This window comes from Opitutus sp. GAS368, assembly GCF_900104925.1.
GTDB lineage: Bacteria > Verrucomicrobiota > Verrucomicrobiia > Opitutales > Opitutaceae > Lacunisphaera.
Map to the genome: position 1 here is coordinate 2,008,346 of NZ_LT629735.1, position 26,654 is coordinate 2,034,999.

A 26,654-nucleotide genomic window follows, 5' to 3' on the forward strand; every position below is an offset into this window, starting at 1 on the left:
ATTCAACTGCCGGCGGCGAGCTGGGTGTTCCGGAGGAGGAACCGCGCGGAAACGGCCGAGTAGGTGGTGCGGGTGGCGTCGGCCTCGGTGCCGGGGGTGGCGAGGACGAAACGGACCCGGATCTGCTTGATCCCGTAAGGCACGTTGCTGCTGGCGTCCAGCTGGCTGGTCGGGGCGCCGCCGGTCACGGTCTGGTAATCGAAGGCGAACGTCGTGCAGGTGCAGCGGTCGTTTTTCAGCAGCTGGAAATCCGGGTTCGCGCCCGCGGCCGCCTGCCGGCGCAGGCTGCCGGCGGTGCCGTCGTAGGTGTAGGTGACCTCGCCGGCCGGCAACACCAGGGTCACGGAACTCGCGGTGGGTGTTGTGCCGGATTTCACGGTCTCGGCGATGGCCAGGTCGCGCTGGAGGTAGGCCAGGGCTTCGCGCCCCTTCGTCTCCAGCGTGTGGTAGTTGGCCAGGCGGGCCAGGTTGCGGCCGAGGAATACGAAGCTGGAGAGAACCGCGGCCAGGACCATGGCGGCCAGCGACGTGCTGACGAGCACCTCGACCAGGGTGAAGCCGGCGGGATTCGCCCGGTGGGTGGAACGCGCTGCCCCCAGCGCGTTGATCGGGGTGCGCGACGGACGAAGCGCGTTGGGGGCAACGCGCTCCACCACGGATTCAGGCCGGGAAGGATTTATCCTCACGATTTTTGGTAGGAGAGGTGCAGGCCGTTCTGGCCGAAGAACGCCGATGTGCTGCGGCTGTAGACCCGGCCGGTGTTGCTGGTCCAGCTCACGGTGTAGTCGATGCGCAGGTAGGTGACCGTGCCGGACGTGGCGGATGCCGGGCGCAGCCAGGTGCGGACATACGAACAGGTGAAACCCGGCGCGAGGGCGGCGAGCGCCTGGTTGTCGTCGCTGGTTGTGGCGGTGTAATTGGTCAGGGCGAAGCCGGTGGTGTCGCCGGAGATGGCGCCCGCGGGGCCGATCGTGAGCGAGGCACTGGCCGCGAGACCGGCGATGGTGCTCCAGGGGCCGGAACGCAGGCGCTCGATCTCTGCATCCATGATCTGGGTTGCCACCTGCTGCTTGCGGGCCGTGTCGAGGGCTTCCGACCCGATGGTGATCCCCTGAATCAGGCCGGTAAAGCCAACGACCAGAATGGTCGAGGCCATCATCACTTCAACCAACGTGAACCCGGTGGAGGGGCGGCCGGCAAGACTGCGCGTGTGCATGGGAAGCTGATTCTAGAGTATCGCCCTTTCACCCTATAAGGTTGGGGAAATTCCAGTATGGGGTGAAGACCTACCACTTCCATGCGGAGATAGCGTGGCCGGGCCATTTAGTCCCTTACACAGGCAGGTAGCCGCCACATGGGTGGGCTTGGGCGGCGGAGCTGAGCGCCCTCGCAGCAAGCTACCTCGGTGCCGAGCACGCCTCACGAGTGGCCATCGTGCCAGCCGCGAAGTAACAAACCCTTGGCCGGGTAGTTCAGTGTGGGTGTGACTGGCCGCCATCGTTTACCAAACGGTGGCGGCCATTGACGCAGTGCGAGGCCGGTTAACCACCAGGGAGTGTCTTCAAACCCAACCAATACCCGTTTCCTGTCATTCTGAACGAAGTGAAGTTCCGAGCGCAGCGACATCCTCATCCATGCGTTCGCTCGCGATATGGCCTTCGTTGCCGTGGATCCTTCGCTTCGCTCAGGATGACAAACCGGCTTTGAAAACACTCCCTAATCCGCACTAATGGTTCACTCATCATGGCCGCTCCAAGCTTTCGAATCCTTTAACCATTGCACGGATGGACACGGATTATGAATTGCACAGGAGGTAACAGAGTTAACAGAGACTGGAATCCCTGGCTCCTGCCTTTCCTCCGCGGCCTCCTGTGAAAACCTGGCTTGGTATTTATTCGTGCTCATCCGTGAAATCCGTGGTCAAACCGCCTGGTTATTCGGTTCGGGTCATTGACCAACCGTAATCAGTTGTTTTGCTCCAAGCCATGCCGATGGATTTTGCCGGACTGGAGCGACACTGCGTGGAGGAACTGACCGCCATGGGCGGCGATGCGGCGCACGACCTGGAGCATGTGCGGCGGGTGGTGCGCAACGCCCAGGAGCTGGCCGCGGCGGAGGGCGCGAACCTGGAAATCGTGCTGCCGGCGGCCTGGCTGCACGATTGCGTGACCGTGCCGAAGGACTCGCCGCAGCGGGCGCAAGCCTCGCGGCTCGCGGCCGCGCAGGCCGGCCGGTGGTTGCGCGCTTGGGGCTGGCCGGAGGACTTGTTGCCGGAGATCGCCCACGCCATCGAGGCGCACAGTTTCAGCGCGGGCATCCCGCCGCGGACCGTCGAGGCGAAGGTGGTGCAGGACGCCGACCGGCTGGACGCGCTTGGGGCGGTGGGTCTGGCGCGCTGCCTGCTGCTCGGCGGGGCGCTGGGCCGGCCGCTGTATGTGGCCGGCGATCCTTTTTGCGAGCGACGCCCGGCGGACGACTCCGCCGCGTGCGTCGACCACTTTTATACGAAACTGCTGAAGCTCGGGGACACGATGCAGACCGCGGGCGGTAAGGCTGAAGCCGGGCGACGCACGGAGTTCCTGCGACAGTTTCTGGCGGAGTTGAAGCGTGAGATCACTCGGAATGATTTTCCCGCGGATTGCGCGGATAAACGCGGATAGATCCAATGAGGAGAGAGCGGGATTGGGCTGGTTTGAAAATCCGCGCCAGTCCGCGTTATCCGCGGAGAATTCCGCTTCCTACTTCTTCAGCGGCACGGCGAGCACGGCGTCGTTCAGCCCGAGCGAGAACTCGGATGCCGAGAGGCTGAGCATCTTGAGGTAGATCGGGTGGTCCCGTTTGCCGACGGTGATGATGTCACCGACCTTGCAGGTCGTGTTATTGAGGGTCAGGTAAAGCGCGCCGTTGCGGTTGAGCACGCCGCCGATCTTGAGCGTGGGGGCGTATTTCCTGAGCGTGTCGATGTCGCTGAGATCCGCCGCTTCCGGGATCAGGGCGGTATCGGGTGATTCTCCACCGGGCGTCAGCGGGGTGCCCGCCACTTCCTTCGGGGGTTGGTAGAAGGGATTGGGCGGGTTGGCCGGGAGGGGCACCGGACGCAGGCGCTGATCCAGCATGGCGCTGATGCGGGCCTTGGTCAGAGCATAGCGGTCGGCGATGCGCTTGACCTCCGCGGGGTTGGTGGATTCGGCCGCCCGCATCGGCGGAGGACAGAGGACGGACGACAGAAGAGCCGCCGTCGCCAAGGCTATGGCGGCCGGGCGCCGGGCGGGGAGAAGGTGGCGGCTGGCGGAGCTCATGGGCGGGCGAGCACTTCGATGGTGAGGTCCAGCGTGATCAGACTGACGTCGCTGTCGACGCCACCCGGCGCCTTGCCGGCACCTGCCTGGGCGAGGGAGTAAGTCTGGACTTTGTAGAGACGCGGACTGGATTCGAGTTCGCGCAGGAAACGAAGCACCTGCCGGTAGGACCCGGTGGTGCGGAGGGTAAAGGGCACGGTCTTGTAAAGCTGATCCGGGGGCGGAGGCATGGAGCTGAGCTGGTTCAGCGCCTCGAGTCGGAGCCGGCTGGAGGTTTCGAGCTGGTAGAAATAGCCCATGTTTTCGGGCAGGTCCCCCTCGTTGACGAGGTGCTGGTCGATGAAGGCCAAAGCCTCTTTCACGGAGGCCAGCTCGGTGGTGACCCGCCCGTGGTTGGTGAGCGCCTGCATCATGTCCTCGCCGTTGCGCTGCAGGGTTTGGTGGCCGGCCGCGAGTTCCTGGTGCCGGGTCCAGATGAAGTAGTTGGCGATCCACAGCAGCACGGCCAGCAGGCTGAAGCCGATGGCGAAGGGATTGCGCCGGAAAAAGCCGAGCAATTGCTGAAGGAACGCGTTCACGGCTTGGCCTCCTTGAGCTTGAGGGCCACCTCGAAGTGCATGCCCTGGTCGCCGTCGATCCGTTCGAGCGAAGTGAGCGCGATGGTGCCGAACAAGGCGGCGAATTCGCGCTCGTGGCGCAGGGTCTCCACATAGGCGCGGAGCTGCTGGGTGGCCTGCTCGGAGGAAGCGGCGCGCAGCGTGCCGCGGAGCACCACCCCGCCGGTGAAACCGTTGATGCTCTCGAGGCTCATCCGCTCCAACCGGGTGCGACCGACGGCCATGACCAGGTCGGACAGGACATAGGGCGCCGCGGTGAGCGTGTAGGCCTGGTCGAGCTTGGCGGTCTGGTCGCCGAGGGTGCGGGTCAGGACTTTCAGCTCGTTGGCCTGCTTTTGGTTTTCACTGATGCGCTGGTTCCAGAAGGAGATTTCCGTCTGGAGCGATCGGTTGAGGTAGAGCTGCCAGAACAGGATCATCAGGGCGCAGACGGCCAGCGTGGCGGCAACGGCGTTGGCCATGAAGCGGCTGCGGACGAGGTCGTTGCTGGGCAGGTTGCCCGAGAGGCGGCAGTCGAGGTGCCAGGGGCCCTGGTAGACATCGTTGTCCTTGGGATCCTTGGCGGGCTTCGGGCCGGGGAGTTCGGCGACGAGGCTGAGGGCGCCGAGCCAGTGCTGGCCGGGGGCGGTGACGCCCTCGCCCAGCTGGATATTGACGGTGGGGAGCCAGACGGGGCAGTCGATGGTGAACGGCGTGCGGCCGACCACTTGGGCCAGCGGCTCGGCAATCCAGGAGAGCGAGGCGGGCAGGTAGGCGCAGTAGATCTCCCCCACCGGCTGGCCGGTGGTCATCTCGTAGGAATCGACGAGCGGTTTGAGATCGCGGCCGATGGCGCGGACAAACTTGCTGGCGCGCAGCAGCAGCTCGTCGTCGGCGTGCTGCAGGCGCTCGCGCACCTCGGCCGCCTCCTTGAGGCCGAATTCCTTGCATGCGGCCTGGGCGATGGAGGAGAAGCCGTGACGCACCGGCCCGGGCGTATGCACGCCCTCCTTGCCGAGGATGTAGGCGGTGGTGTGCTCCTGCTCGATGACGACCACGACGGCGGCGCGCTTGTCATTGTTGCGCGTCTTGTGATCCATGATCGCGCCGAGCAACGGCAGCAGGCTCATTTCCAGCCGGTAGGGCAACAGTCGGTGGTCGAGCATGCGTTGCTGGACCTGGTGCACATCGGTGTTGGAAACGCCGCAGATCAACGCCGGGCGGGCCATCCCCTCGGCCGGCACCTGCGCGCCCTCGAGCGGGCTCAGCGGGGCGAACTTCCAGCCCGCGGGGTTCTCGACCTTATACTGCTCCTTGACGAGCTCGGTGAGGTAGCCGGCCTCGGAGAGCCGGCGGGCCTGGATGCTCTCGCGCTGGAGGAGGGCCTCGGGCGGCACAAAACCGCCGATGACCGGCACCCAGGACTTGGCCTTGTCGAAGTTGACGTCGAGCCACTGGCGCAACCCGGCATCGTCGTCGGCATCGAACTCCGCGGTCGATTCGATGACGGTCGGCCCGTCGTCCGGCCGGTCGATGGCCGCGGCAAGGATCTGATAGGGATTGATCTCTATCAGCAGGCTGTGCCGGGTGTTGCGGTTGGAGAAGATCAAGTAGTGGGGCGCGCTAAGTCCGGGTTAATCAGGGTATAGTGGAGGCGTCAAGGCGTCCGCCGTGTGCGCTAGGGGAGAGTCACCGTTTCAGAAGGATTGGTTAGTTCGCGCAACTCCCAGATCATATACGGGGCATCAACGCCTCCAAAGGCCGCGGTGCGAAGAGTTGTGTCATAGTGGATGTTAGTCGAAGTGTTCGGATAGCCGATGTTGCTCGCCGAAACAGCACCATAGATATTTACGTTACCCCAAAGACAAAGGTAGGCATTTGGCATATAGATGACGCCGTAAAAAGGTAGCGTGGACCAGAAGTAGTGGTAGCCGGTGGTGTTGGTCGTGTTGGTGCCAATGATTATGAGTTTCTTGGGGTCCAAGGTCTGGTTGTCGATGCCGTCCAATGATCCGAGGTAACTTCCAATATACAGTCGACCACTGAAGTGTATTTCCGCCGAACCAGTGGGTTTGATGATGATACGGCATCCGCCGGAGCCGGAGCCATTATAAATGTAGATCTGGCCCTGCACATCGAGAATGACTGGACCATGAATGGTGAGGGTCGAACCGGTCTGATTGAGCAGCAGGTCTCCGTTGATAACATATTTGCTGGGAGTGGTGGCGCCGGCGGTGCCGATGTCCGTATTGGACCCAACGTTCAGAACCAGCGTGGTGGCGCCGGTGACGGATTGAACATCAAACTGCGGAATATAGGGACTGCGGCTTACGCGAGTGAGATCGACGTTGGGAGAAACCGGACTGGTAGCGCTCTTGACTGTAGTGGTTCCGCCGAACGACGTGCGAGGCGCATACGGTGCGGTGGAGGCTGAGGCTGCCGCGACATAACCTTTCACCGTGCTGCGGGAGACCGTGGCACTGGGGGTGGTGGAGGTGCTGCCGCCGGCAAGCACGGCGGAATAATTGGTGGCGGCGTTTCCCACCTGTGAAGCGTAGGTGCCCAGTGCGGAATTGTAGCTGTCGATCATGCAGGTGCCAGAGGAGGGATTGATCAACAAGACGGAAGTGGCGGCCGCCGCATTCGGGAAAAGCGGAGCCGGGGCAATGAGCGCCCGGAGCTGGGTCGTTATAGGCGCGGACCCGTCGGACAGGGTGGCGACCCCCTGCGAGTATATGACCGGGGCGCTGAGCCAGTAAGTGGTGTTGGGCGGACTCTGGTTGATGTGGCCGAGGATGCAGCGATAGGCCATGCCACCAAACGTGACGACGTCATCCACCGCATAAGTGGTGCCGGAACTCCAGGCCGCCGCCGTGTAGGCGGTCCAATAGGTCGCGCTGGGCGGGGCTTGGTTCGTATTGGCCGCGATGCACCGGTAGGCGCTGCCGCCGGACAAGGCGATGTTACCGATCTGGTAGGTAGAGTCCGCCTTCCAGGGTTGGGGCGCGGCTTGCCAGTAAGTGATGTTGGACGGCGCTTGGTTGGACGGCGGGGCGAGAATGCAGTTATACCAGACACCCAAATAGCTGACATAATCATTGGCGGCATAACTGGTGAGCCCGCTCCAAGGAACGGCCTTGTTTCCCGTCAGGTAATGGTCAACCCGGAGGTAGATTGCCGTGGTGATACCGCTGGTGCCGTAATTTGAGCTATTGATTGACAGGGTCCGGGTGGCTGTGATGCCAGAGACGGTCCAACTGCCGCTGAAAGTATTAAAACTGAAGGCCCGCAGGGCCCGCTCCAAGCCCATCTCGGCCAAATGCCGGCTGACGTCCTTGGCATAGGTGCGGTTGCTGAGCTTCATCGACTGGTTGCTTACCGCCAGGTAGCTGGCCAGCGCGATGCCCAGCACCGCCACGCAACAAAGGGCGACAAGGGCGACAGAGCCATTTTGCGAACGACGTCTCATCAATAGAGGAGGGTCTTGTTGCGGAACAACAACCGGGGGGAGCCAAGTTTGTAGACTGCAGAAAGCGTGTTGTTCGTGGTGTTGCCAGCTTGGGCAGTGAGCGTAAACGACACCTGCTTTATGCCGGGCAGGTAGTTGACATAGGTCGTATATGGATTGCCGGAGTTGTCGTAGTAAGAGAAGACGCAGGTAAGCAGGCTGGAGTGCAGAATCTGAGCCGAGCCGACAGACGGAGTGCGGGTCAGTGTGCCGGCGGCGCTGTCGTAGGTGTAGATCACAGTCATGCTCCCCGAGCTGGTCGGCAGCGTCAGGGCGAGACTGCTGGCGCTCGGGGTGCCGGAAATGGCCGTAGCCACTTCCACGTCCTGGGCAAAGACCGCCAAGGTCCGCCGGCCCTGGCTTTCGAGGTTGGGTTGGTTCGAGGAAGTGACCGCGAGCGAGCGCGTGAAATTACGACCGATCAGAACATAGCTCGAAAGAACCGCCGTCAGGACTATCAGGGCGAGGGACATGCCAATCAAAAGCTCAACCAACGTGAACCCGGCGGTCTTGTTGAACGAAGGGGTGGTCACGAGCGTTGGTAAGTGAGGTTCAGGCCATATTTCCCAAACCAAGCCGAGTTGCTGCGGCTGTAGGTGAACGTCAGCACGTTGCCGAGGCTGTCTAGGCGGATGGTGCGCACCACCCAGGTCACGGTGAAGTTGACCTCGCGAATGTTGGTGACCGGGTCCGGGTTTGTCACTGTGCGAGCCATCGAGAATGAAACCGTGGAGCCGGCCGTATTGTTGTCACCCAGGGCCGCGCGGGCCTGATCAAATTGGCTGTCGATGATTACGGCAGTGCTGGCCGTCGGCAGGTTACTAATGCCGGTGATGCCATTGGTTGTGGTCCAAGGAGCGAATCTCAACTTCTCAATCTCGTGATTGATCATCTGCGACGCCAGGTTTTGGCGCCGGGCGTGATTCAGCATGTTCGAACTAAGAGCCATTGCGTCGATCATGCCGATGAAGCCCACCACCAGGATCAACGAGGCCATCATCACCTCGACGAGGGTGAACCCGCCTGCGCCAAGGCTTCGGCGCGGCAAGGGCGACGGGGCGATCGGGTGAACCTGCTGGCGGGGTGGAAACATGGCGGGTGGGAACCTAGGGTGTAACACCCAAGAGCGGGGTGCCAAGTGCGCTTTCAGCGAGCATACAGAAACCTGAAACTTGAAACCTGAGACCTGAGGATTTCACACGAATAACGCCAAGAGAGCCTTAGCTGACTTTGCTTCCTTGGCGTAAAATCATCGCTGCCTGAATTCCGTGCCAAGGGCGGCATTGAGGCGGATCCTTACTTCATCCTTCGAGGGCGTGTCGTTCTTCCTTCTTAGTTCTGCCTTACTTCCGCCTTACATTGGCCACACTTCCGTCGATCATCCTTCGGGCATACTTCGTGTATCCTTCGAATATCCATGGGCTATCTTTGCGCTATCCTTGGGGGTGCCTTCGGGGAATCTTCGGAGAAGAAGGCTGAAACTTGAGACCTGACCGGAGCGTTACGCGGAGATGGCGAAGAAAGCCTGGGGGTAGCTAGTCAATCAGCCAAGTCCAGGCCCCGGCTCCGACTCGTCTCTTGCCACCTGGTTCCATCATTTTTGAAAACACACCTTAGAGTTTCAGAAAAGATTTCACACCAAGGAAGCAAAGCCAGCCAAGATGGGCTCAGGTAGTTCGAGGTGGAGCGGGTTGACCTCAACACGCTGGTTTGCGAGCGAACATGCTGAAGCGCGTTGGGGTCAACGCGCTCCACCTTTTTTGCGCGGCGACGGACGATTGAAATGGACTGCACCTGCATGGTTCCGACTCGGACGGAGCCTTTGCTAGTGGGTCAGCTTGGTTGCTTCGCTGATGTAGATCGGGCCTTATACCAAACACCCAAAGCTTTTACACGAAGACCGCAAAGAACGCAGAGATATTTCCCATCGCAGGATCTGCTTCGCGGTCTTGGCGACCTTGGTGTAGAGTGTAGTAGCTTGAGGCGATTGGTATTATGCCCGACAGCTTGCGTAGAATGTCGGGCATAAAGAGCCCGACCTACATCAAACCGACCCACTCCGAGCCTTTGCTCTCTTTGCGTTCTTCGTGTGAAAAGGCTGGCTCGTAGGCGCGCATCAGGGTCAGGACTTCGGCGGATTGCGGGCAAGGATTGCGTCGATCTGGGCCTGCGAATATTTTTTCCCGGCCGACATGGCCCGATTGATGCGAGCCAGTTGCCGTTGCCGGGCGGTCGAATTGCGCCGGGTCACATACGAAACGTATTTCCCCACGGACCGGCGCTCACCGGGACTCAGCTTCTTGATCCTATTTTGCAGCTCAGTTACGCTCACGTCGGCAAAGTGGCCCACCCTGGGCGAGAAATCAAGCCTGTGGCCATCCATCCGTGACCATCAGTGTCATCCGTGGTCAAAAACTTCCGCAGGTTTGGGTTTTAGCTACGAATGAGCGGCTTGTCCCGACACACCCCACCCTGACGGGCACCCCTCTCCAGAGGGGATTTCGCGGTAGTGTGATTGATTCCCCTCTATCACGTGGGGTGGCGCGTCGCTTGGAGCGTTCTTACTTAGTAACTGCGGGTGACGATTGCACCGGATTGATCACGGAAAACGAGGAGCTGCGCGGCGGCGTCCAGGCGCGCGAAGGTGATGCCGAGCGACCGGTTGACGACATCCCCTTCATAGACCAGGCGGTTGTTGAGCAACATGCGGGCGAGTTTGCTCTGGGTGACGCCGCTGACGTTGAGGTTCACCGCCCAGAAGAAAAACGCGGCGCTGGCCCGGGGAGTCCCGGCAGGCGAGGCGTGCGCGATGGTGATATTGCCGGCCAGTTGGATCTGCTCGGGCGTGTCGGGAGCGCTCCCCTTCGCTGAAGCTTCCGCCTTCGCCGAGGCTTCAGCGGACAAGACGGAGGGTGAAGCTTTCGCCTCAGCGGGTGGTGGTGCCGGCGGGCCGGAGTCGGTCGCGGCGTTTTTTTCCGCGAGGGCGAGCAGGGTGGCGCGGGAAACGGCCTGGCTGTCGGTCGTTTCCGTGGCGGCGACGCCGGCTTTCTTGTCGGGCGCGGCCGGACTGGCGAACGGATCGGTGACGGGCGCGAACGCGCCGCCGCTTTTGGCGCCCTTGGCCTTGGCCTCTTCCTCGGCCACGAGATTGTCAACCAAGCCGGCGCGGGCGTTGTTGGCCTTCACGACATCGTCGGTCTTGCCGAGGGCCTGGGCGGGGATGGCCAGGATCTGGTTGACGAAATTGATGGGCGTGGGGCCGCCGCTGCCGTCCTTGGGGCCCTTGGTCGCCCATGCACGGGCCTTCGGGTTCAGCGCCATGAGGGCGAAGTAGCCCATGCCCAGCACGACGGTGAACCCGAAGAGCAGCTTGATCAGGCCGCCCAGGTTTTTGATGAGCGTCGGGGACGGCACCCAGGACTTCTGCGCCGGCAGCGCGTATTCGATGCCTCCTTTCGCCAAGGCTACAGGGGGTGAGGCTTTCGCCTCAGCGGCGGGCGGCGGGGCGGGCGGGGTGGCGGGTTTGGATTCGTCGCTCATGTGCCGGGTGTCAGGACATAAAATTCACCGTTCATTGTCCAATGTTCATTGTTCAGCGTTCAATGGGCGGACGGGCGGCGGTTTGATTTGAAATTGTAGGGCGGGATCACCGTATCCCGCCTTGAACGTGATATCCTGTTCGAACGAAGGCGGGATACGGTGATCCCGCCCTACAGGACGAGGGTCCGCCGGATCTCCGCGATGATTTTTTCGGGCGGCAGGCGGGTGTCGAGCGTGAGGGCGTCCGCCGGCACCTCGAGCGCCTCGAACTGGCTCTGCACCATGTCGGCCTTCATGTAGTGGCCCCGGCGCCGGCCGACGCGGGCGAGACTGGTTTCGAGGTCGCAGGCGAGGTAGACGAGCGTGACGCCCGGGGCGCCGTCCATCAGCACGCGGCGGTATTGGTCCTTCAGGCCGGAGCAGGTGAACACCGCGCTGCGGCGGTCGGCCAGGCAGTCGTCCATGGCGGCGCGGATTGACGCAAGCCAGGGCGCGCGGTCGTAGTCATCGAGCGGAATGCCGCGGCCCATCTTGTCCTTGTTCGCGGCGCTGTGGAAATCGTCGGCCTCGTGGTAGGGCCAGCCGAGCTGGGCGGCGAGGCGCCGCCCGATGGTGGTCTTGCCCGAACCCGCGACGCCCATGAGGAGGAGGATTCTGGCAGACATTGATCTTACAGGAGGAAACGGAGTAAACAGAGGTTGGCTGGTTGGATTCTGAATCAACGCTGGTTTGGATCAGAAAGATTCATCGGACCGCATCCGCCCGAACCAACTTTTCTCGGTGCCCTCTGTTGGCTCCTGTGCAAATCCTCAGGGGTTGTGCCGTTTGTAGGTGACGCCGAAGAACACCAGCGTGTCCGCGTCCTTGAGCGTGATCGCGGCGGGATCGCTGGTGATCAGGGCCGGCCGGTTGTCCACCAGCGCGCCCCGGGCGGTCTTGGTCGTGGGTTGCGTGACCGCCTGGTTCTGACCGAACCGGGCGAGACGCAGGGTGCCGTCCGGGTCGATGATCAGGCGGCGGTCGCCTTCCTGGGAGCCGGTGCGGTATTCCCCGGCCACCTTGCCCAGCAGGGCGGCCGATTCGTCCGGCACCATGAGGGTGTAAGCGGGCGCCGGGCTGCGGGGCGGACGCAAGAGGAGCCACGCCGCCGTGCCGTTGCACCCGACGATGATGGCCGCCATCACGGCGATCTTCAGCCACCGCGGGATCCGGCCGGTGTCCTCGGGCGCGGCGCTGGCCGCGATGCTGGCGGCCGAGGGGCGCTCCACGCGGGGTTCGGGGGCCTTGGCGACCTCCGTGGTGCCGGTGATCGTGGTGAGAATGTAGGCGACCGAGTGCTCCTCGCCCCGGAGGGCGGCCTCGTAGCCCACAAAGCACAGCCGGCGGTAACGCGTGCGGACGACAAAGATTTCCCGGTCCGTCTTGATCCGGATCTCCGGCGTGGAGGGCTCGTAGATGGTCAGGCGCGACGACACCTCGCCGAGCGCATAGAGCATTTCACGCAGCTGGGGGAGCGACACCGCGGACAGCTGCTCGTCGGGATAGGCCAGGCCGGCCGCCACCGCGCCGGGGGCGAGATGGTGCAGGGTCACGCTGTAGGTGGGGCTGGCGAGGGCCATCAGGGTTCGAGAATGTAGATCGGACCACCGTCGCCATTGAGCCGGAAGCTCCCCGTGGTGAGATCGCCATCATCGATTTCGCGGTCGATTTCCTCCAGCAGGTCCATGTCGAACAGGATCGGGCTGGCGGCGCTGCTGTTGATGGAGATGGCGGCGGTCCAGCGCCCGCCGGGGCTGGTGCCGCCCGGCTCCACCTGATTGTTTTCCCATTGGAACTGGCCGCCCATGGGCGTGACCTGCAGCCAAGACGCGGACTTGAGCTCGGCCTCGGTCATGCCGGCCGGGACGACGCCGACGGCGGCCGTGGGAGGCCAGGAACCGGTCTCGTGGGCATGGGCCTGGAACACGGCGGCAAACACCCGGAAATTGTTCACCACCGCGGCCGCACGGGCCTTCCGCTGGATGCGGGTGTAGGTGGGGGTCACGGCGAGCATGATCATGCTGATGATGGTCACCACGACCATCAGCTCCACCAGGCCCACGCCGGCGGTCGACCGGGGAATATCCCGCCGGCCCAGCCGGCGGCTGGAATTGGAGCACACTCGCATTGCCGGTATTTCGGCGGAGCGCGGGCCACTAGGCAAGGGGGAATCGGCATTTCACCCTAGGCGGGCCGGGAGGCGGCTGGGGGAGACAGAGGGCGGACGACGGAAGACGGAGGACGGGAGGCGGAAGGCAGGAACAGGACCGACATGTAGGAGCCTGCCGGCAGGCGATTCAAGGCCTCCGCCATCGGAAAGCGCCCCGAGTCGCTTGTAAACAAGCTCCTACAACGGGAAATGATCCGACCAAAAAGATTGAGGAAGCCGGGTGCTACTGCCTGTCTGTCCTCTGTAATCCGTCCTCCGTCCTCTGCCTATGTCGACCGCCGTCCGCAAACTGCTCCTCCCCAAGACCGCCGGCTGGCGCGAAACCGCCGTGCTGGTCGTCGTGGCTTGGTTGGTTCCGTTCCTGGTCCACCTCGTCCCGTGGGCCGGGCCGCGGGTGCTCGGGGTCTACTTGCTGCCGGTTTTCTGGACGACGTTTGTGGCCGGGTATTTTTATGGGGCCTTGCCGGGGCTCGCGGTCGGGCTGGTCACCCCGCTGGTGAACCTCGCGCTGACGGGTCTGCCGGCGCTGCCGATGGTCGGCAGCATGAGCCTGGAGGTCGGATTCTTTGCGGTGGGAGCCGCGCTGCTGGCCGGCCGCTGGCCGGGCTTTTGGTTCTCCGCGCCGCTGGCGTGGATCGCCGCCAAGGCCCTGGCGATCGGCGTGTTGTTGTTCCTGCCGGCCGCCGGTCCGGCCGACAATCCGCTGGTCCACCTGGCGCGTTCCGCGGAAAACGGCCTCGCCGGTCTCGGCGTGCTGGCCGTCATCAATGGGCTGCTCGTGGTGTTTTACCCGCAGACAGATACAGGCGAGCGGGCGTGATCCGGAAAATGACAAAGGCCAAATGCGGAGCGGGCCAAGTCTGATGGAAACCGAAAAAGGCCAAAGTCGCCGGCCGGCAGGGCGGATTTATTTGGCGTTTGGTCCCTTGGCCTTTGGGATTTCCAGCCAATGAGAGTGATGTGTTATCGTTGTTTCTGGCCCCAGTCCCTGTGCTGGTGCGCGTCGCTGCGGCCGATGCCGACGCGCACGCGCTTCGTGTTCCTGATGCACCCGAAGGAATTCAAGGAGGAGAAGGCCGGCACCGGCCGGCTGACGCACCTCTGCCTGCCCAACAGCGAGCTGCGCATGGGCAAGGGCTTCGACGGCGACGAGACGGTGCAGGCGCTGATCGCCGATCCGAAGAATTTTCCCGTGCTGCTCTATCCGGGGCGCGAGGCGCTCAATCTAAGCACCGCAGATGAGCCTCTGGTCTCAGGTTTGCTTCGCCATCTACGCCCGGAGGGCTCCGTCAGGTCTCAGGTTTCCGAGCGTCAGCTCACCGTCTTCCTCCTCGACGCCACGTGGGGTGGCGCGCGGAAGATGCTGCGGGCCAGCCCGAGCCTGCAGCGGCTGCCGCGCATCATGTTCACGCCGTCGGCCCCGAGCCGTTATGTCATCAAGCAGCAGCCGGCGGAAGGCTGCCTGTCCACGCTCGAGGCGGTGCACGAGCTGCTCGGGGTGCTGGAACGGACGGGGCTCGACCGTTACCCGGAGCCGGCGCAGCTGCTGGGGGTTTTCCAGCGCATGCAGGATTTCCAGATCAAGTGCGCGGCCGACCCGAACCGCGGCGGCTACCGGCGGCGGCCCTACAGCGCCCCCGGCGAGCGCACGCTGAGCCCCGCGTGGTCGCGCCGGTTGGGCTACCTGCGGGCGCCGCTGGTGCCGGGGAATGGGGGAGCGGAGTGAAGCCACGGGCCTTTCCTTGGGGCGGATTCAGGGCCGCCAAACATTTTTTTGCCGCAAAAAGGCGCAAAAACGCATTGAGAGTGCAGTCGTGAATCCACCGCGCGCCTATAGGCGCCTTGAGAGCTTCATTTGCCACCGGGTATTTGTGCCTTTTTGTGGCTATACCATCAGGAGGATTGGGTATGAGTGAAGCCGAGGTGCGGCAGATTCTCAGTGGTTGGATTATCGCGGCCAGCGCGTGGACGTTCGTCCTGTTCGGCTTCGACAAGTGGCGGGCGCGGCGCGGCGGCGGACGCGTGGCGGAGGCGTCGCTGTTCTGGGCGAGTGCGCTCGGTGGCTGGCCGGGCGGCCTGCTCGGCATCCTGGTTTTCCGGCACAAATCGGCGAAGGGGTCCTTCCAGCTGAAATTCGCGGCGGCGTTCTTTATCTGGGCGGCGCTGGTCTACGCAGCGGTGCGGTTGATGTAGGGTGGGATCGCCGTATCCCGCCGCGAGGGCGACACCACTTTCGGAAGAAGGCGGGATACGGCGATCCCGCCCTACACAACAAAACCCTCTCACCCGATGGCGAGCAGCTCGACGTCGAAGACGAGGGTGGCGTTCGGCGGGATGGCGCCGGGGTAGCCGCCGGCACCGTAGCCGAGGTGGGGCGGAATCGTGAGCTTCACCTTGTCGCCGAGCTTCATCTGCGCGACTCCGAGATCCCAGCCACCGATGACCTGGCCTTCGCCCAGCACGAATTGAAACGGTTCGTCGCGGTCGACGGAGCTGTCGAATTTTTCGCCGCTCGTGAGCCAGCCGGTGTAATGCACGGTGACCAGCTCGCCCTTTTTTGGCGAACGGCCGGCGCCGGTGGCGAGGTGCTCGACCTTAAGGGTGGGTGTGCTCATGGGGGGCAGAGTTGAAAGAGGTTTGGTTGGAGGGTCGGTCTCCCGACCGACCGCGGCCGGTCAGGAGACCGGCCCTCCAGTATATCAGGCAAGGGCGACCACGAGCGTCTTGCCGTCATAGGTGACCTGGTCGCCGGCGAGCAGCTTCTTGCGCTTCTGGGTTTCGACCGTGCCGTTGAGCGTCACCAGGCCCTGGCTGATCACCTGCTTGGCCTCGCCGCCGGTCCCGGTCAGTCCGCCGAACTTGAGGAACTGGCAGAGCTCGATCGGGACGGCGCGGACGATGACGGGTTGGGGAATGGGAGAGCGCGGAGGCATGGGAGGGAGAGCTGTAAGGTGTAGGAGCCTGCTTGCAGGCGATAGATTTCCGGAATCGCCTGCAAGCAGGCTCCTACAAGAAAGGCATTATTGCGTGTCCGGCGCCACCAGGTGGATGCTGTCGGGCTCGATACGGATGAGCCGGTCCTTGTAGAGGGCGCCGATGGCCTGCTTGAAGGCCTTCTTGCTCACGCCGAAGGCATCGCGGATTTCCTCGGGCAGGCTGCCGTCGTGAAAGGGCAGGCGGCCGCCGGCGGCGCGGAGTTTTTCCAGGACCTGCTCCGCCACCGTGGCGACGCGGCGGTAGCCGGCGCGGCCGAGCGCGAGGTCCACCTTGCCGTCGGGCCGGACGTTGCGCACGTAGCCCTCGACGACCGCGCCGACCTTGAGCGGCGCGGCGAGGTCGGTGTGGTAGACGAGACCGCGGTGGGCGTGGTTGATGATGAGGTTGTAGCCCAGCGGACTCTTGCTGGCGACGAGCAGGTGGACGGATTCGCCCTCGTGGTAGGGCGGGGGCGTGAGGTCGAGCCGGCGGTTGAGCCGGGCGCTGGCAATGAGCCGGTCGGTCTTGTCGTCGAGCACGACCTGCACGACGACCCAGTCACCGGGATTGAGCGGACCATCCTGCTCGCGGGCGGGCAGGAGCAGGTCCTTGCCGAGGCCCCAGTCGAGGAAGACGCCGATGCGCGGGTTGACGCCGACGACCTTGAGACAGGCGAACTCGTCGACGACGGCGTAGGGCCGTTCGGTGGTGGCGACGAGACGGTCCTCGGAGTCGCGGTAGACGAACACCTCGAGCTTTCCACCCGGCACGGCGCCCGCCGGGATGTAGCGGGCGGGCAACAGGATCTCGCCGTGCGCCCCGCCGTCCAGATACAGGCCGGGCGACGCGGCGCGGACAATGGGGAGGAGGTTGCGTTTGCCGAGTTGGGCCATGGGTGGGACGGAGGACGGAAAAGTGTGATGCGTGGGTTATTCAGCAGACGGCACGTGACAGGCCAAGGCAATGGGAATGAGCGGGCGAAGCCAGTGATCTGTAAGGTCGTCGCTTGCGACGACCTTGGGATGGCGGGCACGAGGTCGTCGCAAGCGACGACCCTACAAAGAGGAAGGCGAGGCGGGGTCCCGTAAATTTGTGGCCGAAGGCCCACCCCGGCCGCCGTCGGCTGGACACACGGACCTCCGACTGTCAGCATCTGTGCCCATGAACGAGGCCGAACTCGCGGAATGCCACACGGCGCTGGGCGTAGCGGCCGGGGTGACGCTGGAGGAACTCGAGCGCGTGTTCATGAAAAAGAACTTCGCGCTGATCAAGGGCAAGGCCGGCGCGGCGGACGAACCGAACCCCGCGCTCGATGCGCAGCGGTCGGCCCTGCGCACCGCCTACGAAAAGCTGGCGGGGCACCTGCGCGAGAAGCAGCGGCAGGCCGAGGCGGCCGCGCCGCGCAAGCGGCCGACGCTGACGGACCCGCCCATCGCGGCCAAGGCGCTGCGGACGCGCCCGCCGATGACACCGCTCACCGCGTCCCCGCTGGGGCCCAAGACCCTGATCACGCCACCGGTCGTGACGCCGCGCGACCCGGCCGACGACGAGTTCATCCTGTTCCGCTTCGACAACTGGAAGATCAACGTGCTCGTGCCGCCGCTGCTGCTCGCCTTCGTGCTGCTGGTGAATGTCAGCCCGCTCGGCTTTTTCCTGCAAGGCTTCCACGTGTGGATGCACGAGTTCGGCCACGCGACAGCGGCGTGGCTGTGCGGCTTCCGCGCGACGCCGCTGCCGTTCGGCTGGACGCCGGTAGAGCCGGTCTATTCGCCGTTTGTCTACTGGGGGCTGCTGCTGATGTTCGTGATCCTGTTCCTGGCGGGCTGGACGGAGCGCAAGGCCTGGGCCATGGTCGCGGCGATCGCGCTGGCCGGCGTGCAATACTACATGACGTGGCGGATGCCGCCGCTCACGCAGGAATTCTGGTGGAGCGCGTTTGGCGGCGTCGGCGGGGAGTTCTACCTCAGCACGCTGTTCATGATGTTCTTCTGGGTGCAGCTGCCGGAAAAATTCAAGTGGGGCGCCTGCCGCTATGTCTTCTTCTTCATCGGCGCCACGGCGTTTCTCAACATCTGGCTGCGGTGGCGCGACATCTACCATGGCGTGGAGGAGATCCCGTTCGGCTCGATGATCAACGGCGAGGACGACCAGGGCGGCGACATGAACAAGCTGATGGACGGCTTTGGGTGGAAGAAATTCACCATCCGGCGCAACTACCTGCTCCTGGGCTACGGGTGCTGGGCCGCGCTGGGCCTCATGTGGGCGATCTTCGCGCTGGGGTTGAACAAGGTCGCGGACCGCGTGGCCGGCCGGTTCAGCAAGACGGAGGAAGCCTTGTAGCGGCGGTCTATGACCGCCGAGGGACCTTCGACGGCGGTCATAGACCGCCGCTACAGGGAATTCAGCGCACGAGCAGCGGGATGAGCAGCAGGACGGCGAGCAGCAGAACGCCGGCGATCAGACGGCAGCGGTATTTCTTCAGGAGGTTCATGGCGCGCAGTCTACCCGCGAACGCCCGCGTCCCGTTAATCGATAAATCCGATGCGCCCCATTGATTGGCGCGGGCCCTCAATCCGCGGTGCCCGGCGCGTCGCGCCCACCGGAAGTCGCCGCACCTTTCCCGCCGGTCGCCCAGCGGTGCCCGGCGGCGATGGCCGGGGCTTCCATCCATCGCCACGCGGCCCAGGCCAGGAGCCAGGTGACCGCGACGGAAGCGGCGCTGGTCAGCAAGCCGGCGTTGGTGTCGGCGCGCGGGGCCGCCTGGTGCAGCCATTCGTGGCAAATCCAGACCAGGGGCATATGAAAGAGATACAGGAAGTAACTATACCTGCCCGCCGCCACCAGCCAGCTTCCGCCCAACCACGAGGACGGCCAGGTGCCCCGGCCGAGCAGCCCGGCCAGCGCCGCGACCGCCACGCTCACAAAGGTATAATACACCGGCTGCATTGCGTGGGTGAACGAGCCGAAGCCACCCAGGGCATACAGCACGAACAGGGCTCCACCCGCGCCGGCGATTCCAGCCCAGGCGGCCGCCCGCCGTCGCGACCACGCTCCGGCCGGGAGCAGGGCGACCAGGCCGCCAAGGGCAAAGCTGTCCATGCGGGCCACGGCCAGCACCATCATGGAGGCCTCGGGGTTGGCGAGATAGGCGGCCATCCAAAAGCGAATGACCACCGCCCCGAGGGCGAGCAGGGCCAGGCCCGGGCGCAAAAGACGGGGCGGGCACAGGGCAACGAACAGGGCGATGAAGACGTAGTATTGCACCTCGACGGCCAGCGACCAGGTGGGGCGCAGCCACTCGTTGCCGAGATAGCCCGATCCGGTCATGAAGAAATTCTGCACCAGCATGAAGTGGCTCGCCCAAGGCACCTGGTCGTTGAACACGATGCCCGCGCGGTCCGCCGGCCAGACCGCCGCGGCGACCGGCAGGCTCAACAGCAGCAGGGCGTAGGCCGGAAGGATGCGCGCCGCCCGCTTCACGAGGAAGTGCCGCCAGTAGCCGGGCCGCCCGCGGGCCTGCACGAGCTGGGATGTGATCAGGTAGCCGGAAAGCACAAAGAAGATCACCACGCCCAGCCAGCCGAAGGACAGGAGGGGCCCGAGCCCCGGCACGGCCTCGATGGCGGGATGCACCGGCGGGCATCCGAACAAATGGTAGCCGATCACCCACAGGATCGCCACGCCGCGCAAACCGTCCAGGGCGCGGTTGCGGTTTGGCGGATTGCCCAGCATGGCGCTGTGCTTACTCCAACAATCCCGGACTGGCGAGTCTCGGGATAGGGGCCGAGTTCCGCCCGCACTACGATTTGGCGGGTTTCGCCTTCTAGGTGGCGCAGGCCCGCGGGTAGTCAGGGGACCGATCCTCCAGTGGAGCCGGGTAGGAGGGGCTTTATGCCCCGACTCGAACGCGCTGAAACAGGCGTGTCGGGGCATAAAGCCCCTCCCACCTTTCAATCGGCGGAACGGCCCGCAGGGAGGCGGAGTGACAGACATCGAGGACAGTTGAGGTGACAGACATCGGAGACAGTTAGATCGGATCAGATCTTGATCGATCGGGGTGGGCGCGGGAGGGGCTGCGCCCCTCCCGCTTTGGATTGCAGGGGTTGACGCCAACGGGCGTGCCGGAGTCCGGCCGGATCGTGGGCGTGGAGGTGGCCGAGCAGATGGGGTCCGAAATAGACGGCGAGGACATCAGGGCGGACCAGGCGGGCGCCGAGTTCCTCCGCGATGAAGGCCTTGCCGATGAGCCGCTGGCGTTTGCGCCAGCGGTAGCGCCCCTTGGCGTCGAGGCGCACGCGCAGCCAGGTTTTCGGATAGGTCCAGCGAGGGACAGTGGCCGGCAGAACGCGCCGGCTGGCGCGGTAGAGTTCCGCCGGCGTGCGCAGTCCGCGTGCCTCATGGGGGCGGAGCTGGTTGTAATGGTGGCGCCAGCGCCCGAAGCGGCGCTGCTGGGCCGGCGGGTGGGCTGAAACCGGGGTGGCGGCGAACCGCTTCAGCACGCCATGCATCTGCTCGTGCGCCGCGTTATCCTGCGGGCAGCGGGGACGGCCATACTCCATCCGGATGCCCAGTTTGACCCAACCCGCGCTCAGGCGGGTCCAGCCGCGCGGGCCCCCGGCGCCAAACGGGGCCCCATTGTCCGTGCGGAGGGCCTTGGGCAGGCCGTAACGGCGGAACAACCTGCGCATCACCCGAGCGACCTCCGCTTCGCCGGGCTTGGACACATGCTGCACACACAGCACATAGCGACTCGCCACATCGCGCACGGTGAGGGCATGAACCTTCCGGCCGTCGGCGGTGCGGAACTGGCCCTTGAAGTCGAGCGACCAGACATCGTTCGCACAACGCCCCGCCAGGCGTCCGCGCAGGCGCAGGATCGGTCCCGGTCTGGCGCGCCGGGTTTGCCGGCGCACCAGGCCGTGCGTCTGCAGCCAACGCGACAGCGTGCGCACGCACGGCAACTGCGAGCGGGGATACTCGCGGTGCAGCTTCCACCACAGCTTCTTCGGCCCGAAGCTCCGCTCCTGCAGGCGGGCCACGCGCAAACGTGCCTCCCAGCGCTCGCGCAGCCGGACGGCCGCCTGGGGCGTCCGGGCGCGCTCGGTGAGCGCCCGGCCTCCCCCGGCCCGAAACCGTTCCCACCAACGGTATCCGCAACTCCGGCTGATACCATGCAACCGACACAATGATGTGATACTGCGGCCGGAACCCGGCCGCTTGATCCACTCATCGATAAACCGACGCCGTGCTTGTTCCGTGACCGATGTCTTCCAGGGCATAGTGCCCCGAGAGTGTCACCGATGTCTGTCCTTCAAAGTGTCCTCGATGTCTGTCACCGAGCCGGACGCGGGCCCTCCACCAATCACCGCACGACGCGGGCGCCGCCGCCGGAAATCTGCTTCTCGACCTCCTTGCGCGTGGCCATCGAGGTATCACCGGGGGTGGTCGAGGCGAGCGCACCGTGAGCGGCGCCGTAGTCGACGGCCTTCTGAGGGTCGTTGAACTCCATGAAGCCGAACTGCACGCCGGAGGCGAACGAGTCGCCGCCGCCGACGCGATCGAGGATCTCGAGGCCCGGATACGGGCGGCTTTCGTGAAACCTGCCGTCGTGCCAGAGGATGGCGCTCCAGTCGTTCTTCGTGGCGGTGATGACGTGGCGCAGCGTGGTCGCGGCGACCTTGAAGTTTTTGAACTCCTGCACGGCGGTCTCGATCATGGCTTTGAAGGCGCCGGTCTCGATGTGCTTGAGATCCTCGGCGCCCTGGACGGCGAAACCGAGCGAGGCGGTGAAGTCCTCCTCGTTGCCGATCATCACGTCGACATACCGGGCGATCTCGCGGTTGACCTCCTGGGCCTTCTTGAGGCCGCCGATGGTCTTCCAGAGCGAGGGACGGTAGTTGAGGTCGTAGGAGACGATGGTGCCGTGCTTGTGGGCGGCCTTGACGGCCTCGACGGTCAGTTCCGCGGTGGAGGCGGAGAGGGCGGCGAAGATGCCGCCGGTGTGGAACCAGCGGACGCCGAGCTTGCCGAAGATATGATCCCAGTCGATGTCGCCGGGCTTGAGCTGCGAGGCGGCGGTGTTGCCGCGGTCGGGGTTGCCGACGGCGCCACGCACGCCGAAGCCGCGCTCGGTGAAGTTGAGGCCGTTGCGGACGGTGCGGCCGATGCCATCGTCCTCGCGCCACTTGATGAAGTCGGTGGCGACGCCGCCCTGCATGATGAAGTCCTCGACGAGGTGGCCGACCTCGTTGTCGACGAAGGCGGTGACGACGGCGGTCTTCAGGCCGAAGCATTTGCGGAGACCGCGGGAGGTGTTGTATTCGCCGCCGCCCTCCCAGACCTTGAACTCGCGGGCGGTGCGGATGCGGCCCTCGCCGGGGTCGAGGCGGAGCATGACCTCGCCGAGCGAGATCTGGTCGTAGGTGCAGGCGGAAGCGGGTTTGATTTGGAGGCTCATGGAATGGAAGGAGAGGGATTGTTTGGTTTGTAGGGTCGCTGCTTGCGGCGACCTCGCGGATCAGGTCGGCGCAAGCGCCGACCCTACAAGAAAGGTCAGGCTTTGGCGGCGTTTGCGGCGGCGACGAACTGTTTGGCGCGGGCGGTGATGGCGGCCCAGTCGCCGGACTTCAGCGCGGCGGGCGCGACGAGCGCGGAACCGGCCGCAGTGGCGAAGGCGCCGGCCTTGAGGAAGTCACCGACGGTCTCGGGCGTGACGCCACCGGTCGGGAGGAACTCCATCTTGGGGAACGGCGCCTTGAGGGACTTGATGTAGGCGGGGCCGAAGAACTCGGCGGGGAAGATCTTGATGACATCGGCGCCGGCGTCCCAGGCGTTGCAGGCCTCGGTCGGCGTCAGCGCGCCGGAGAGGATCGCCACGCCGGCCTCCTTGCAGGCCTTGATGACCTCGGGGCGGACGGCGGGAGTGACGATGAACTTCGCGCCGGCGGCGATGCCGCGCTTCGCGGTCTCGGCGTCGAGGACGGTGCCGAGACCGAGGAGGACGTTGGGCAGCTCCTTGGCGACCTGGGCGCAGCACTCGATGGCATTGGGCGTGGTCATCGTGAGCTCGATGCAGCTGAGGCCGCCGGCGGCCAGGGCGCGGGCGCAGTCGAGCAGGCTGGCCGAGCTGTCGGCGCGGATGAGCGCGATGACCTTCTCGGACTTGATGCGGTTCAGGACGTCGGATTTGGACATGGAAAAAGCGGAGGACAGAGGACGGAGAACAGAAGACAGGGGTTAAATCTAAGTGGAAACAGCGCGGCTGAGGCAAGCCGGGGGTGGTTTAAGACGCACCGCCGCCGGCCCAAGCCGGTTTTTCGCGCAGATGGTAGAGGCGCTCGCCGGCCTTGGGTTCGAGGAAGATGCCCTCGGCCTCGCGGTTCGCAAAATCCTCCTTCCGGATGGTCCGCCAGTCGCGGTAGCCGAGGTTGATCTTCCGGCAGGTGGCCTCGGAGATGCCGGTGGCGAGGGTCACGCGGACGCGGGGCGTCTCGATGCCGGTCTTTTCGTCGTAGGTGCCGATGCCGTGGACGTGGGTGGAGTGGGCGAGGGTGCCCCAGGGCTCGTGCTTGAACCGGTCCCACTGCTTCAGGAAATACTGCACGCAGTGGTAGCCGATGCGTTCGATCATCGGACCATGGACGACGGACACCTCATGGAGGTGCGGGGCGTAGATGATGAGCTCGCCGCCGTCGGCAACGATCGGCTCGAGCTTATACATGCACTTCCCGCCAACCCAGAGCTCGTCATACATCGCCGGCGCGCAGGAGAGCACGGAGTGGAACGGCCGGTCCTTGTAAGTGATGTGGAGTTCGCGCGAAAGTTCGCTGGCGTCGTCCCACGCCACCTCGGGCGTGCCCGCGAAAAGGCCGGCGAGCTCGCCCTGGCCGTGGACGACCAGGCAGAAGCAGAGCTTGGGCACAGTGACCATCGCGCCGGCGCGGTCCACGACCTGGCGGACGGGCGTCCACTTGTTGCCGATGATCATCGGATTGGTCACGACGGCGCCGAGCCAGTGGAAGAAATTCAGGATGCCGGGGCCGGCCACACCGGGGAAAAGGTATTTGTTGCCGCCGGAAAAGCCGACGACCTCGTGCGGGAAGACCGGGCCGACGATAATGAGCTGGTCGTAATCGAAGAGCCGCTTGTTGATGTGCACCGGCACGTCCATCGCGAACCGGCCGCCGGAAAGCGCGCGGATCTCGTCGGCCGGGATCTGGCCGAGGTCGCGGAGCGCCGCGGGATTGTCCCACTCGTGGTTGATGAACTCGACAGCCTGGTAGGTGGAGGTGCGTTCATCCGCCGTGATGCCGACGCGCTGGTTGATGGCGTCAGCCGGCATCGCGGGATGCGTGCCGAGGGCGATCATGACGTCGAATTTCTTTGCGACCCCGCCGATCTGCGCGAAGAGCGCTTGGAACATCAGGCCGACGGGCGCCGTGCGCGTGCCGTCGGGAATGATGAGCAGCACGCGGCGGTCGCGGTAATCGGCGGCGGGGCAGGCCGCGGCCACCAAGGCGCGGACCTGCGCCGGGTCGAGGGACTGGTGGGCGGCGGCGAGCAGCCGGTGCGGGGCCTGGGCCATGGGAAACTCCCGCGCCGGATCAGCCGCGCGGCGCACTGTAGCCGAGGAGACGGGACAACTCGCTCGCGGCGGCTTGCACCTTGCCCGCCATCTCGGGGATGCGGTCCTTGGTGAAGCGCACGGTCGAGGCCGTGATGCCGATGGCGGCGGCCAGGGTGCCGTCGGAGGCATAGACAGGGGCGGCGAGGCAGCGGATGCCCGGAGCGAATTCCTCGTCGTCGACGCTGTAGCCGCGTTTGCGCGTGAGTTCGATCTCCCGCTTGATTTCCCCGAGGGTGGTGAGGGTGTGGGGCGTGCGTTTGGCAGGGCGCGCGGCGCCTTTGCCATAAAACTCGGCCAGGCGCGGGTAATGAAGGAAGGCCAGCAGGGTCTTGCCCGTGGAGGAGCAATGCAGTTCGGCGAGGAAGCCCGGGCGCGAGGCGGCGCGCAGCGGATGGGGGCTGTCCTGCACGGCCACGATCAGTGCGCGGTCGTCACAGGAGATCGCGAGGTGGGCGGTCTCGTCGGTCTGGCCCGTGAGCTTCTCGAGGACCGGGATGGCGGTGGTGCGGATCTCGGTGCCGGCGAGGGATGCGTTGCCGAGCTGGATGAGCACCGGCCCCAATTCATAGAGCGTGCCGTTCTTACGGACCAGCCCCTCGAGGTGCAGCGTGGTCATGATGCGCAAGGTGGTGGTCGTGGGGATGTCCAGCGTCCGGCCGAGGTCGGCAATCTTGAAGCCGTCGGGGCGGCTGCCGAGCAGCTTGAGGATCCGGCAGGCATTGCGCAGATTCGGGATGACGTAGCGTTCCTGACTGGAGGCGGGGAGGACGGGGGCAGGCATGGGGTGCGGGCGGGGGCCGAAGGGCCAGCCTTGGCGGGGAGCGGCCGGGCTAAATAAAAACGGCGGCGAAAAATATTGTTGCCACCCAACGTGGATGTTCAGATATGGATTGCAAGTTCATTAGTGAATATCCCGCCCTTGGCCAACCCCACCTGCCCCCGGGCAGCCTTATCTGGATAAGCAACGATTCCCTCGCCGGAGGCGTTGCCTCCGTTCAGCCCCGGAATCCTTTCCATGCACATTCACGAAACCAGCAACCCGCGCACCGCCGTCACCCTGACGACCGAGCAACTCCGCGCGGAGTTTCTCGTGCCCGGCCTTTTTTCTCCCGGCGCGGCGAACTTCCGCTACTGGGAGACGGACCGCACGATCATGGGCGGCATCACGCCCGGCGCCACCGCCGTGCCGCTGCCGAATCCCCCGGAGGTGCGCAGCGCCTTCTTTCTCGAGCGCCGCGAAGCCGGCGTGATCAACCTCGGCGGCGCCGGCACCGTCACCGTGGACGGCACCGTGCATGCCCTGGAGCCGCTCGACGCGCTCTACCTCGGCCGCGGGACCAAGGCCGTCACGTTCGCCTCGCACTCGGCCGACACGCCGGCGCGGTTCTATTTCCTGTCCTACCCGGCCCACGCCGTCTACCCGGGGCGGCACATCCCGATCAAGGAGGCCAAGGGCGACCGGCTCGGCGCCCGCGAGACCGCCAACGAGCGCACGCTCTTCAAGCTCATCCATCCCGCCGCGTTTCCCACCTGCCAGCTCGTGATGGGCTTCACCCGCATGGAGCCGGGCAGCGTCTGGAACACCATGCCGCCGCACACGCACCTGCGCCGTTCCGAGGTTTACTGCTACTTCCATGTCGCGCCGACCGCCGCAGTCTTCCACTTCATGGGCGAGCCGGCGGCCACCCGTCACCTGGTGGTGCATGATCTCGAGGCCGTCCTTTCGCCGCCGTGGTCCATCCATAGCGGCGTCGGCACCGCGGCCTACGCCTTCGTCTGGGGCATGGGCGGCGAGAACCAGGAGTTCGCCGACATGGATCCCGCGCCGGTCGCGCAGCTGCGATGAACGTTTCCACCCAATTGGTAGGGGCGTCCCTCGGGGACGCCCGCGGGCGCCATC

At 64.9% G+C, this 26,654-nt stretch carries 28 protein-coding genes; 6 read left to right on the forward strand and 22 right to left on the reverse strand.

The annotated features are described in order from the left end of the window. Positions 1–2 precede the first annotated feature (2 nt). Both BLU29_RS08600 and BLU29_RS08605 read right to left on the reverse strand, forming a co-directional pair. Positions 3–653 (reverse strand): prepilin-type N-terminal cleavage/methylation domain-containing protein, encoded by a 651-nt coding sequence (locus tag BLU29_RS08600; RefSeq protein WP_157693737.1) that lies wholly within the window; start codon positions 651–653, stop codon positions 3–5. A gap of 29 nt (positions 654–682) precedes the next feature. Further along, positions 683–1,216, reverse strand: coding sequence for a prepilin-type N-terminal cleavage/methylation domain-containing protein (locus BLU29_RS08605; RefSeq protein ID WP_091056737.1), 534 nt, complete (start codon positions 1,214–1,216; stop codon positions 683–685). A 769-nt stretch (positions 1,217–1,985) separates the two neighbouring features. Here BLU29_RS08605 and BLU29_RS08610 point away from each other — a divergent pair. After that, positions 1,986–2,660, forward strand: a complete 675-nt coding sequence (locus BLU29_RS08610; protein WP_172830238.1) for an HD domain-containing protein — start codon at positions 1,986–1,988, stop codon at positions 2,658–2,660. Between the two features lie 78 nt (positions 2,661–2,738). Here the strand turns inward: BLU29_RS08610 and BLU29_RS08615 are convergent, their stop codons facing one another. From BLU29_RS08615 to BLU29_RS08655, 11 genes are all read right to left on the reverse strand, one after another. Beyond that, the gene (locus BLU29_RS08615; protein ID WP_157693738.1) at positions 2,739–3,299 is read right to left on the reverse strand and encodes a hypothetical protein; all 561 of its coding nucleotides are present in this window, start codon (positions 3,297–3,299) and stop codon (positions 2,739–2,741) included. Then, positions 3,296–3,877 (reverse strand): type 4a pilus biogenesis protein PilO, encoded by a 582-nt coding sequence (gene pilO / locus BLU29_RS08620; protein WP_091056742.1) that lies wholly within the window; start codon positions 3,875–3,877, stop codon positions 3,296–3,298. The genes BLU29_RS08615 and pilO overlap by 4 nt, the downstream gene beginning before the upstream one ends. Beyond that, the gene (locus BLU29_RS08625) at positions 3,874–5,505 is read right to left on the reverse strand and encodes a hypothetical protein (protein ID WP_091056744.1); all 1,632 of its coding nucleotides are present in this window, start codon (positions 5,503–5,505) and stop codon (positions 3,874–3,876) included. The genes pilO and BLU29_RS08625 overlap by 4 nt, the downstream gene beginning before the upstream one ends. A 68-nt stretch (positions 5,506–5,573) precedes the next feature. Further along, a complete protein-coding gene (locus BLU29_RS08630) occupies positions 5,574–7,364 on the reverse strand; it encodes a carbohydrate-binding protein (RefSeq protein ID WP_091056746.1) in 1,791 nt (596 codons plus the stop codon). Continuing rightward, positions 7,364–7,936, reverse strand: a complete 573-nt coding sequence (locus tag BLU29_RS08635; protein WP_157693739.1) for a prepilin-type N-terminal cleavage/methylation domain-containing protein — start codon at positions 7,934–7,936, stop codon at positions 7,364–7,366. Before BLU29_RS08635 ends, BLU29_RS08630 begins: the two co-directional genes overlap by 1 nt. Continuing rightward, a complete protein-coding gene (locus BLU29_RS18000) occupies positions 7,933–8,496 on the reverse strand; it encodes a hypothetical protein (RefSeq protein ID WP_157693740.1) in 564 nt (187 codons plus the stop codon). The genes BLU29_RS08635 and BLU29_RS18000 overlap by 4 nt, the downstream gene beginning before the upstream one ends. A 1,029-nt stretch (positions 8,497–9,525) precedes the next feature. Next, entirely contained in the window at positions 9,526–9,753 is a 228-nt protein-coding gene (locus BLU29_RS18005) for a hypothetical protein (RefSeq protein WP_157693741.1), read from the reverse strand. 215 nt (positions 9,754–9,968) lie between these two features. Next, complete coding sequence (locus tag BLU29_RS08640; protein WP_091056750.1) at positions 9,969–10,943, reverse strand: hypothetical protein; 975 nt, start codon at positions 10,941–10,943, stop codon at positions 9,969–9,971. 170 nt (positions 10,944–11,113) lie between these two features. Continuing rightward, positions 11,114–11,608 (reverse strand): gluconokinase, encoded by a 495-nt coding sequence (locus BLU29_RS08645; protein WP_197677785.1) that lies wholly within the window; start codon positions 11,606–11,608, stop codon positions 11,114–11,116. Positions 11,609–11,752: 144 nt separating this feature from the next. Further along, a complete protein-coding gene (locus BLU29_RS08650; RefSeq protein ID WP_091056753.1) occupies positions 11,753–12,562 on the reverse strand; it encodes a hypothetical protein in 810 nt (269 codons plus the stop codon). Continuing rightward, positions 12,562–13,110 (reverse strand): type II secretion system protein, encoded by a 549-nt coding sequence (locus tag BLU29_RS08655; protein WP_157693742.1) that lies wholly within the window; start codon positions 13,108–13,110, stop codon positions 12,562–12,564. Before BLU29_RS08655 ends, BLU29_RS08650 begins: the two co-directional genes overlap by 1 nt. A gap of 310 nt (positions 13,111–13,420) precedes the next feature. On the opposite strand from BLU29_RS08655, the gene BLU29_RS08660 reads away from it, so the two are divergent. From BLU29_RS08660 to BLU29_RS08670, 3 genes are all read left to right on the forward strand, one after another. Next, positions 13,421–13,972: a hypothetical protein gene (locus tag BLU29_RS08660; RefSeq protein WP_091056758.1), complete on the forward strand. Its 552-nt coding sequence runs from the start codon at positions 13,421–13,423 to the stop codon at positions 13,970–13,972. A gap of 138 nt (positions 13,973–14,110) precedes the next feature. Continuing rightward, complete coding sequence (locus BLU29_RS08665) at positions 14,111–14,878, forward strand: tRNA-uridine aminocarboxypropyltransferase (RefSeq protein WP_255401280.1); 768 nt, start codon at positions 14,111–14,113, stop codon at positions 14,876–14,878. A gap of 182 nt (positions 14,879–15,060) precedes the next feature. Further along, on the forward strand, positions 15,061–15,345 hold the full coding sequence (locus BLU29_RS08670) for a DUF1294 domain-containing protein (protein ID WP_091056762.1): 285 nt from the start codon (positions 15,061–15,063) through the stop codon (positions 15,343–15,345). Between the two features lie 89 nt (positions 15,346–15,434). Here the strand turns inward: BLU29_RS08670 and BLU29_RS08675 are convergent, their stop codons facing one another. The 3 genes from BLU29_RS08675 to BLU29_RS08685 form a co-directional block, all read right to left on the reverse strand. Continuing rightward, positions 15,435–15,767: an FKBP-type peptidyl-prolyl cis-trans isomerase gene (locus tag BLU29_RS08675; protein ID WP_091056765.1), complete on the reverse strand. Its 333-nt coding sequence runs from the start codon at positions 15,765–15,767 to the stop codon at positions 15,435–15,437. Positions 15,768–15,851: 84 nt separating this feature from the next. Beyond that, complete coding sequence (locus tag BLU29_RS08680) at positions 15,852–16,085, reverse strand: RNA-binding S4 domain-containing protein (RefSeq protein WP_091056768.1); 234 nt, start codon at positions 16,083–16,085, stop codon at positions 15,852–15,854. A gap of 87 nt (positions 16,086–16,172) precedes the next feature. Further along, positions 16,173–17,021 carry a S1-like domain-containing RNA-binding protein gene (locus BLU29_RS08685; RefSeq protein WP_091056771.1) on the reverse strand — a complete coding sequence of 283 codons (849 nt, stop codon included), beginning with the start codon at positions 17,019–17,021 and terminating at the stop codon, positions 16,173–16,175. Positions 17,022–17,289: 268 nt separating this feature from the next. Here BLU29_RS08685 and BLU29_RS08690 point away from each other — a divergent pair, with 268 nt between their 5' ends. Beyond that, complete coding sequence (locus BLU29_RS08690; protein ID WP_091056774.1) at positions 17,290–18,468, forward strand: M50 family metallopeptidase; 1,179 nt, start codon at positions 17,290–17,292, stop codon at positions 18,466–18,468. 228 nt (positions 18,469–18,696) lie between these two features. Here the strand turns inward: BLU29_RS08690 and BLU29_RS08695 are convergent, their stop codons facing one another. From BLU29_RS08695 to BLU29_RS08720, 6 genes are all read right to left on the reverse strand, one after another. Then, the gene (locus tag BLU29_RS08695) at positions 18,697–19,860 is read right to left on the reverse strand and encodes an acyltransferase (protein ID WP_157693743.1); all 1,164 of its coding nucleotides are present in this window, start codon (positions 19,858–19,860) and stop codon (positions 18,697–18,699) included. 305 nt (positions 19,861–20,165) lie between these two features. Then, positions 20,166–21,167, reverse strand: a complete 1,002-nt coding sequence (locus BLU29_RS08700) for a DDE-type integrase/transposase/recombinase (protein WP_231962229.1) — start codon at positions 21,165–21,167, stop codon at positions 20,166–20,168. 323 nt (positions 21,168–21,490) lie between these two features. Then, the gene (locus BLU29_RS08705; RefSeq protein ID WP_091056778.1) at positions 21,491–22,585 is read right to left on the reverse strand and encodes a sugar kinase; all 1,095 of its coding nucleotides are present in this window, start codon (positions 22,583–22,585) and stop codon (positions 21,491–21,493) included. A 95-nt stretch (positions 22,586–22,680) separates the two neighbouring features. Continuing rightward, entirely contained in the window at positions 22,681–23,322 is a 642-nt protein-coding gene (locus BLU29_RS08710; RefSeq protein ID WP_091056780.1) for a bifunctional 4-hydroxy-2-oxoglutarate aldolase/2-dehydro-3-deoxy-phosphogluconate aldolase, read from the reverse strand. Between the two features lie 88 nt (positions 23,323–23,410). Beyond that, entirely contained in the window at positions 23,411–24,712 is a 1,302-nt protein-coding gene (locus BLU29_RS08715; protein WP_091061039.1) for a lactate racemase domain-containing protein, read from the reverse strand. Positions 24,713–24,731: 19 nt separating this feature from the next. Continuing rightward, positions 24,732–25,535, reverse strand: coding sequence for an IclR family transcriptional regulator (locus tag BLU29_RS08720; RefSeq protein ID WP_091056782.1), 804 nt, complete (start codon positions 25,533–25,535; stop codon positions 24,732–24,734). Between the two features lie 234 nt (positions 25,536–25,769). Between BLU29_RS08720 and kduI the strand changes: the two genes are divergently transcribed. Continuing rightward, the gene (gene kduI, locus BLU29_RS08725; RefSeq protein WP_091056784.1) at positions 25,770–26,600 is read left to right on the forward strand and encodes a 5-dehydro-4-deoxy-D-glucuronate isomerase; all 831 of its coding nucleotides are present in this window, start codon (positions 25,770–25,772) and stop codon (positions 26,598–26,600) included. The last annotated feature ends 54 nt before the right edge of the window (positions 26,601–26,654 follow it).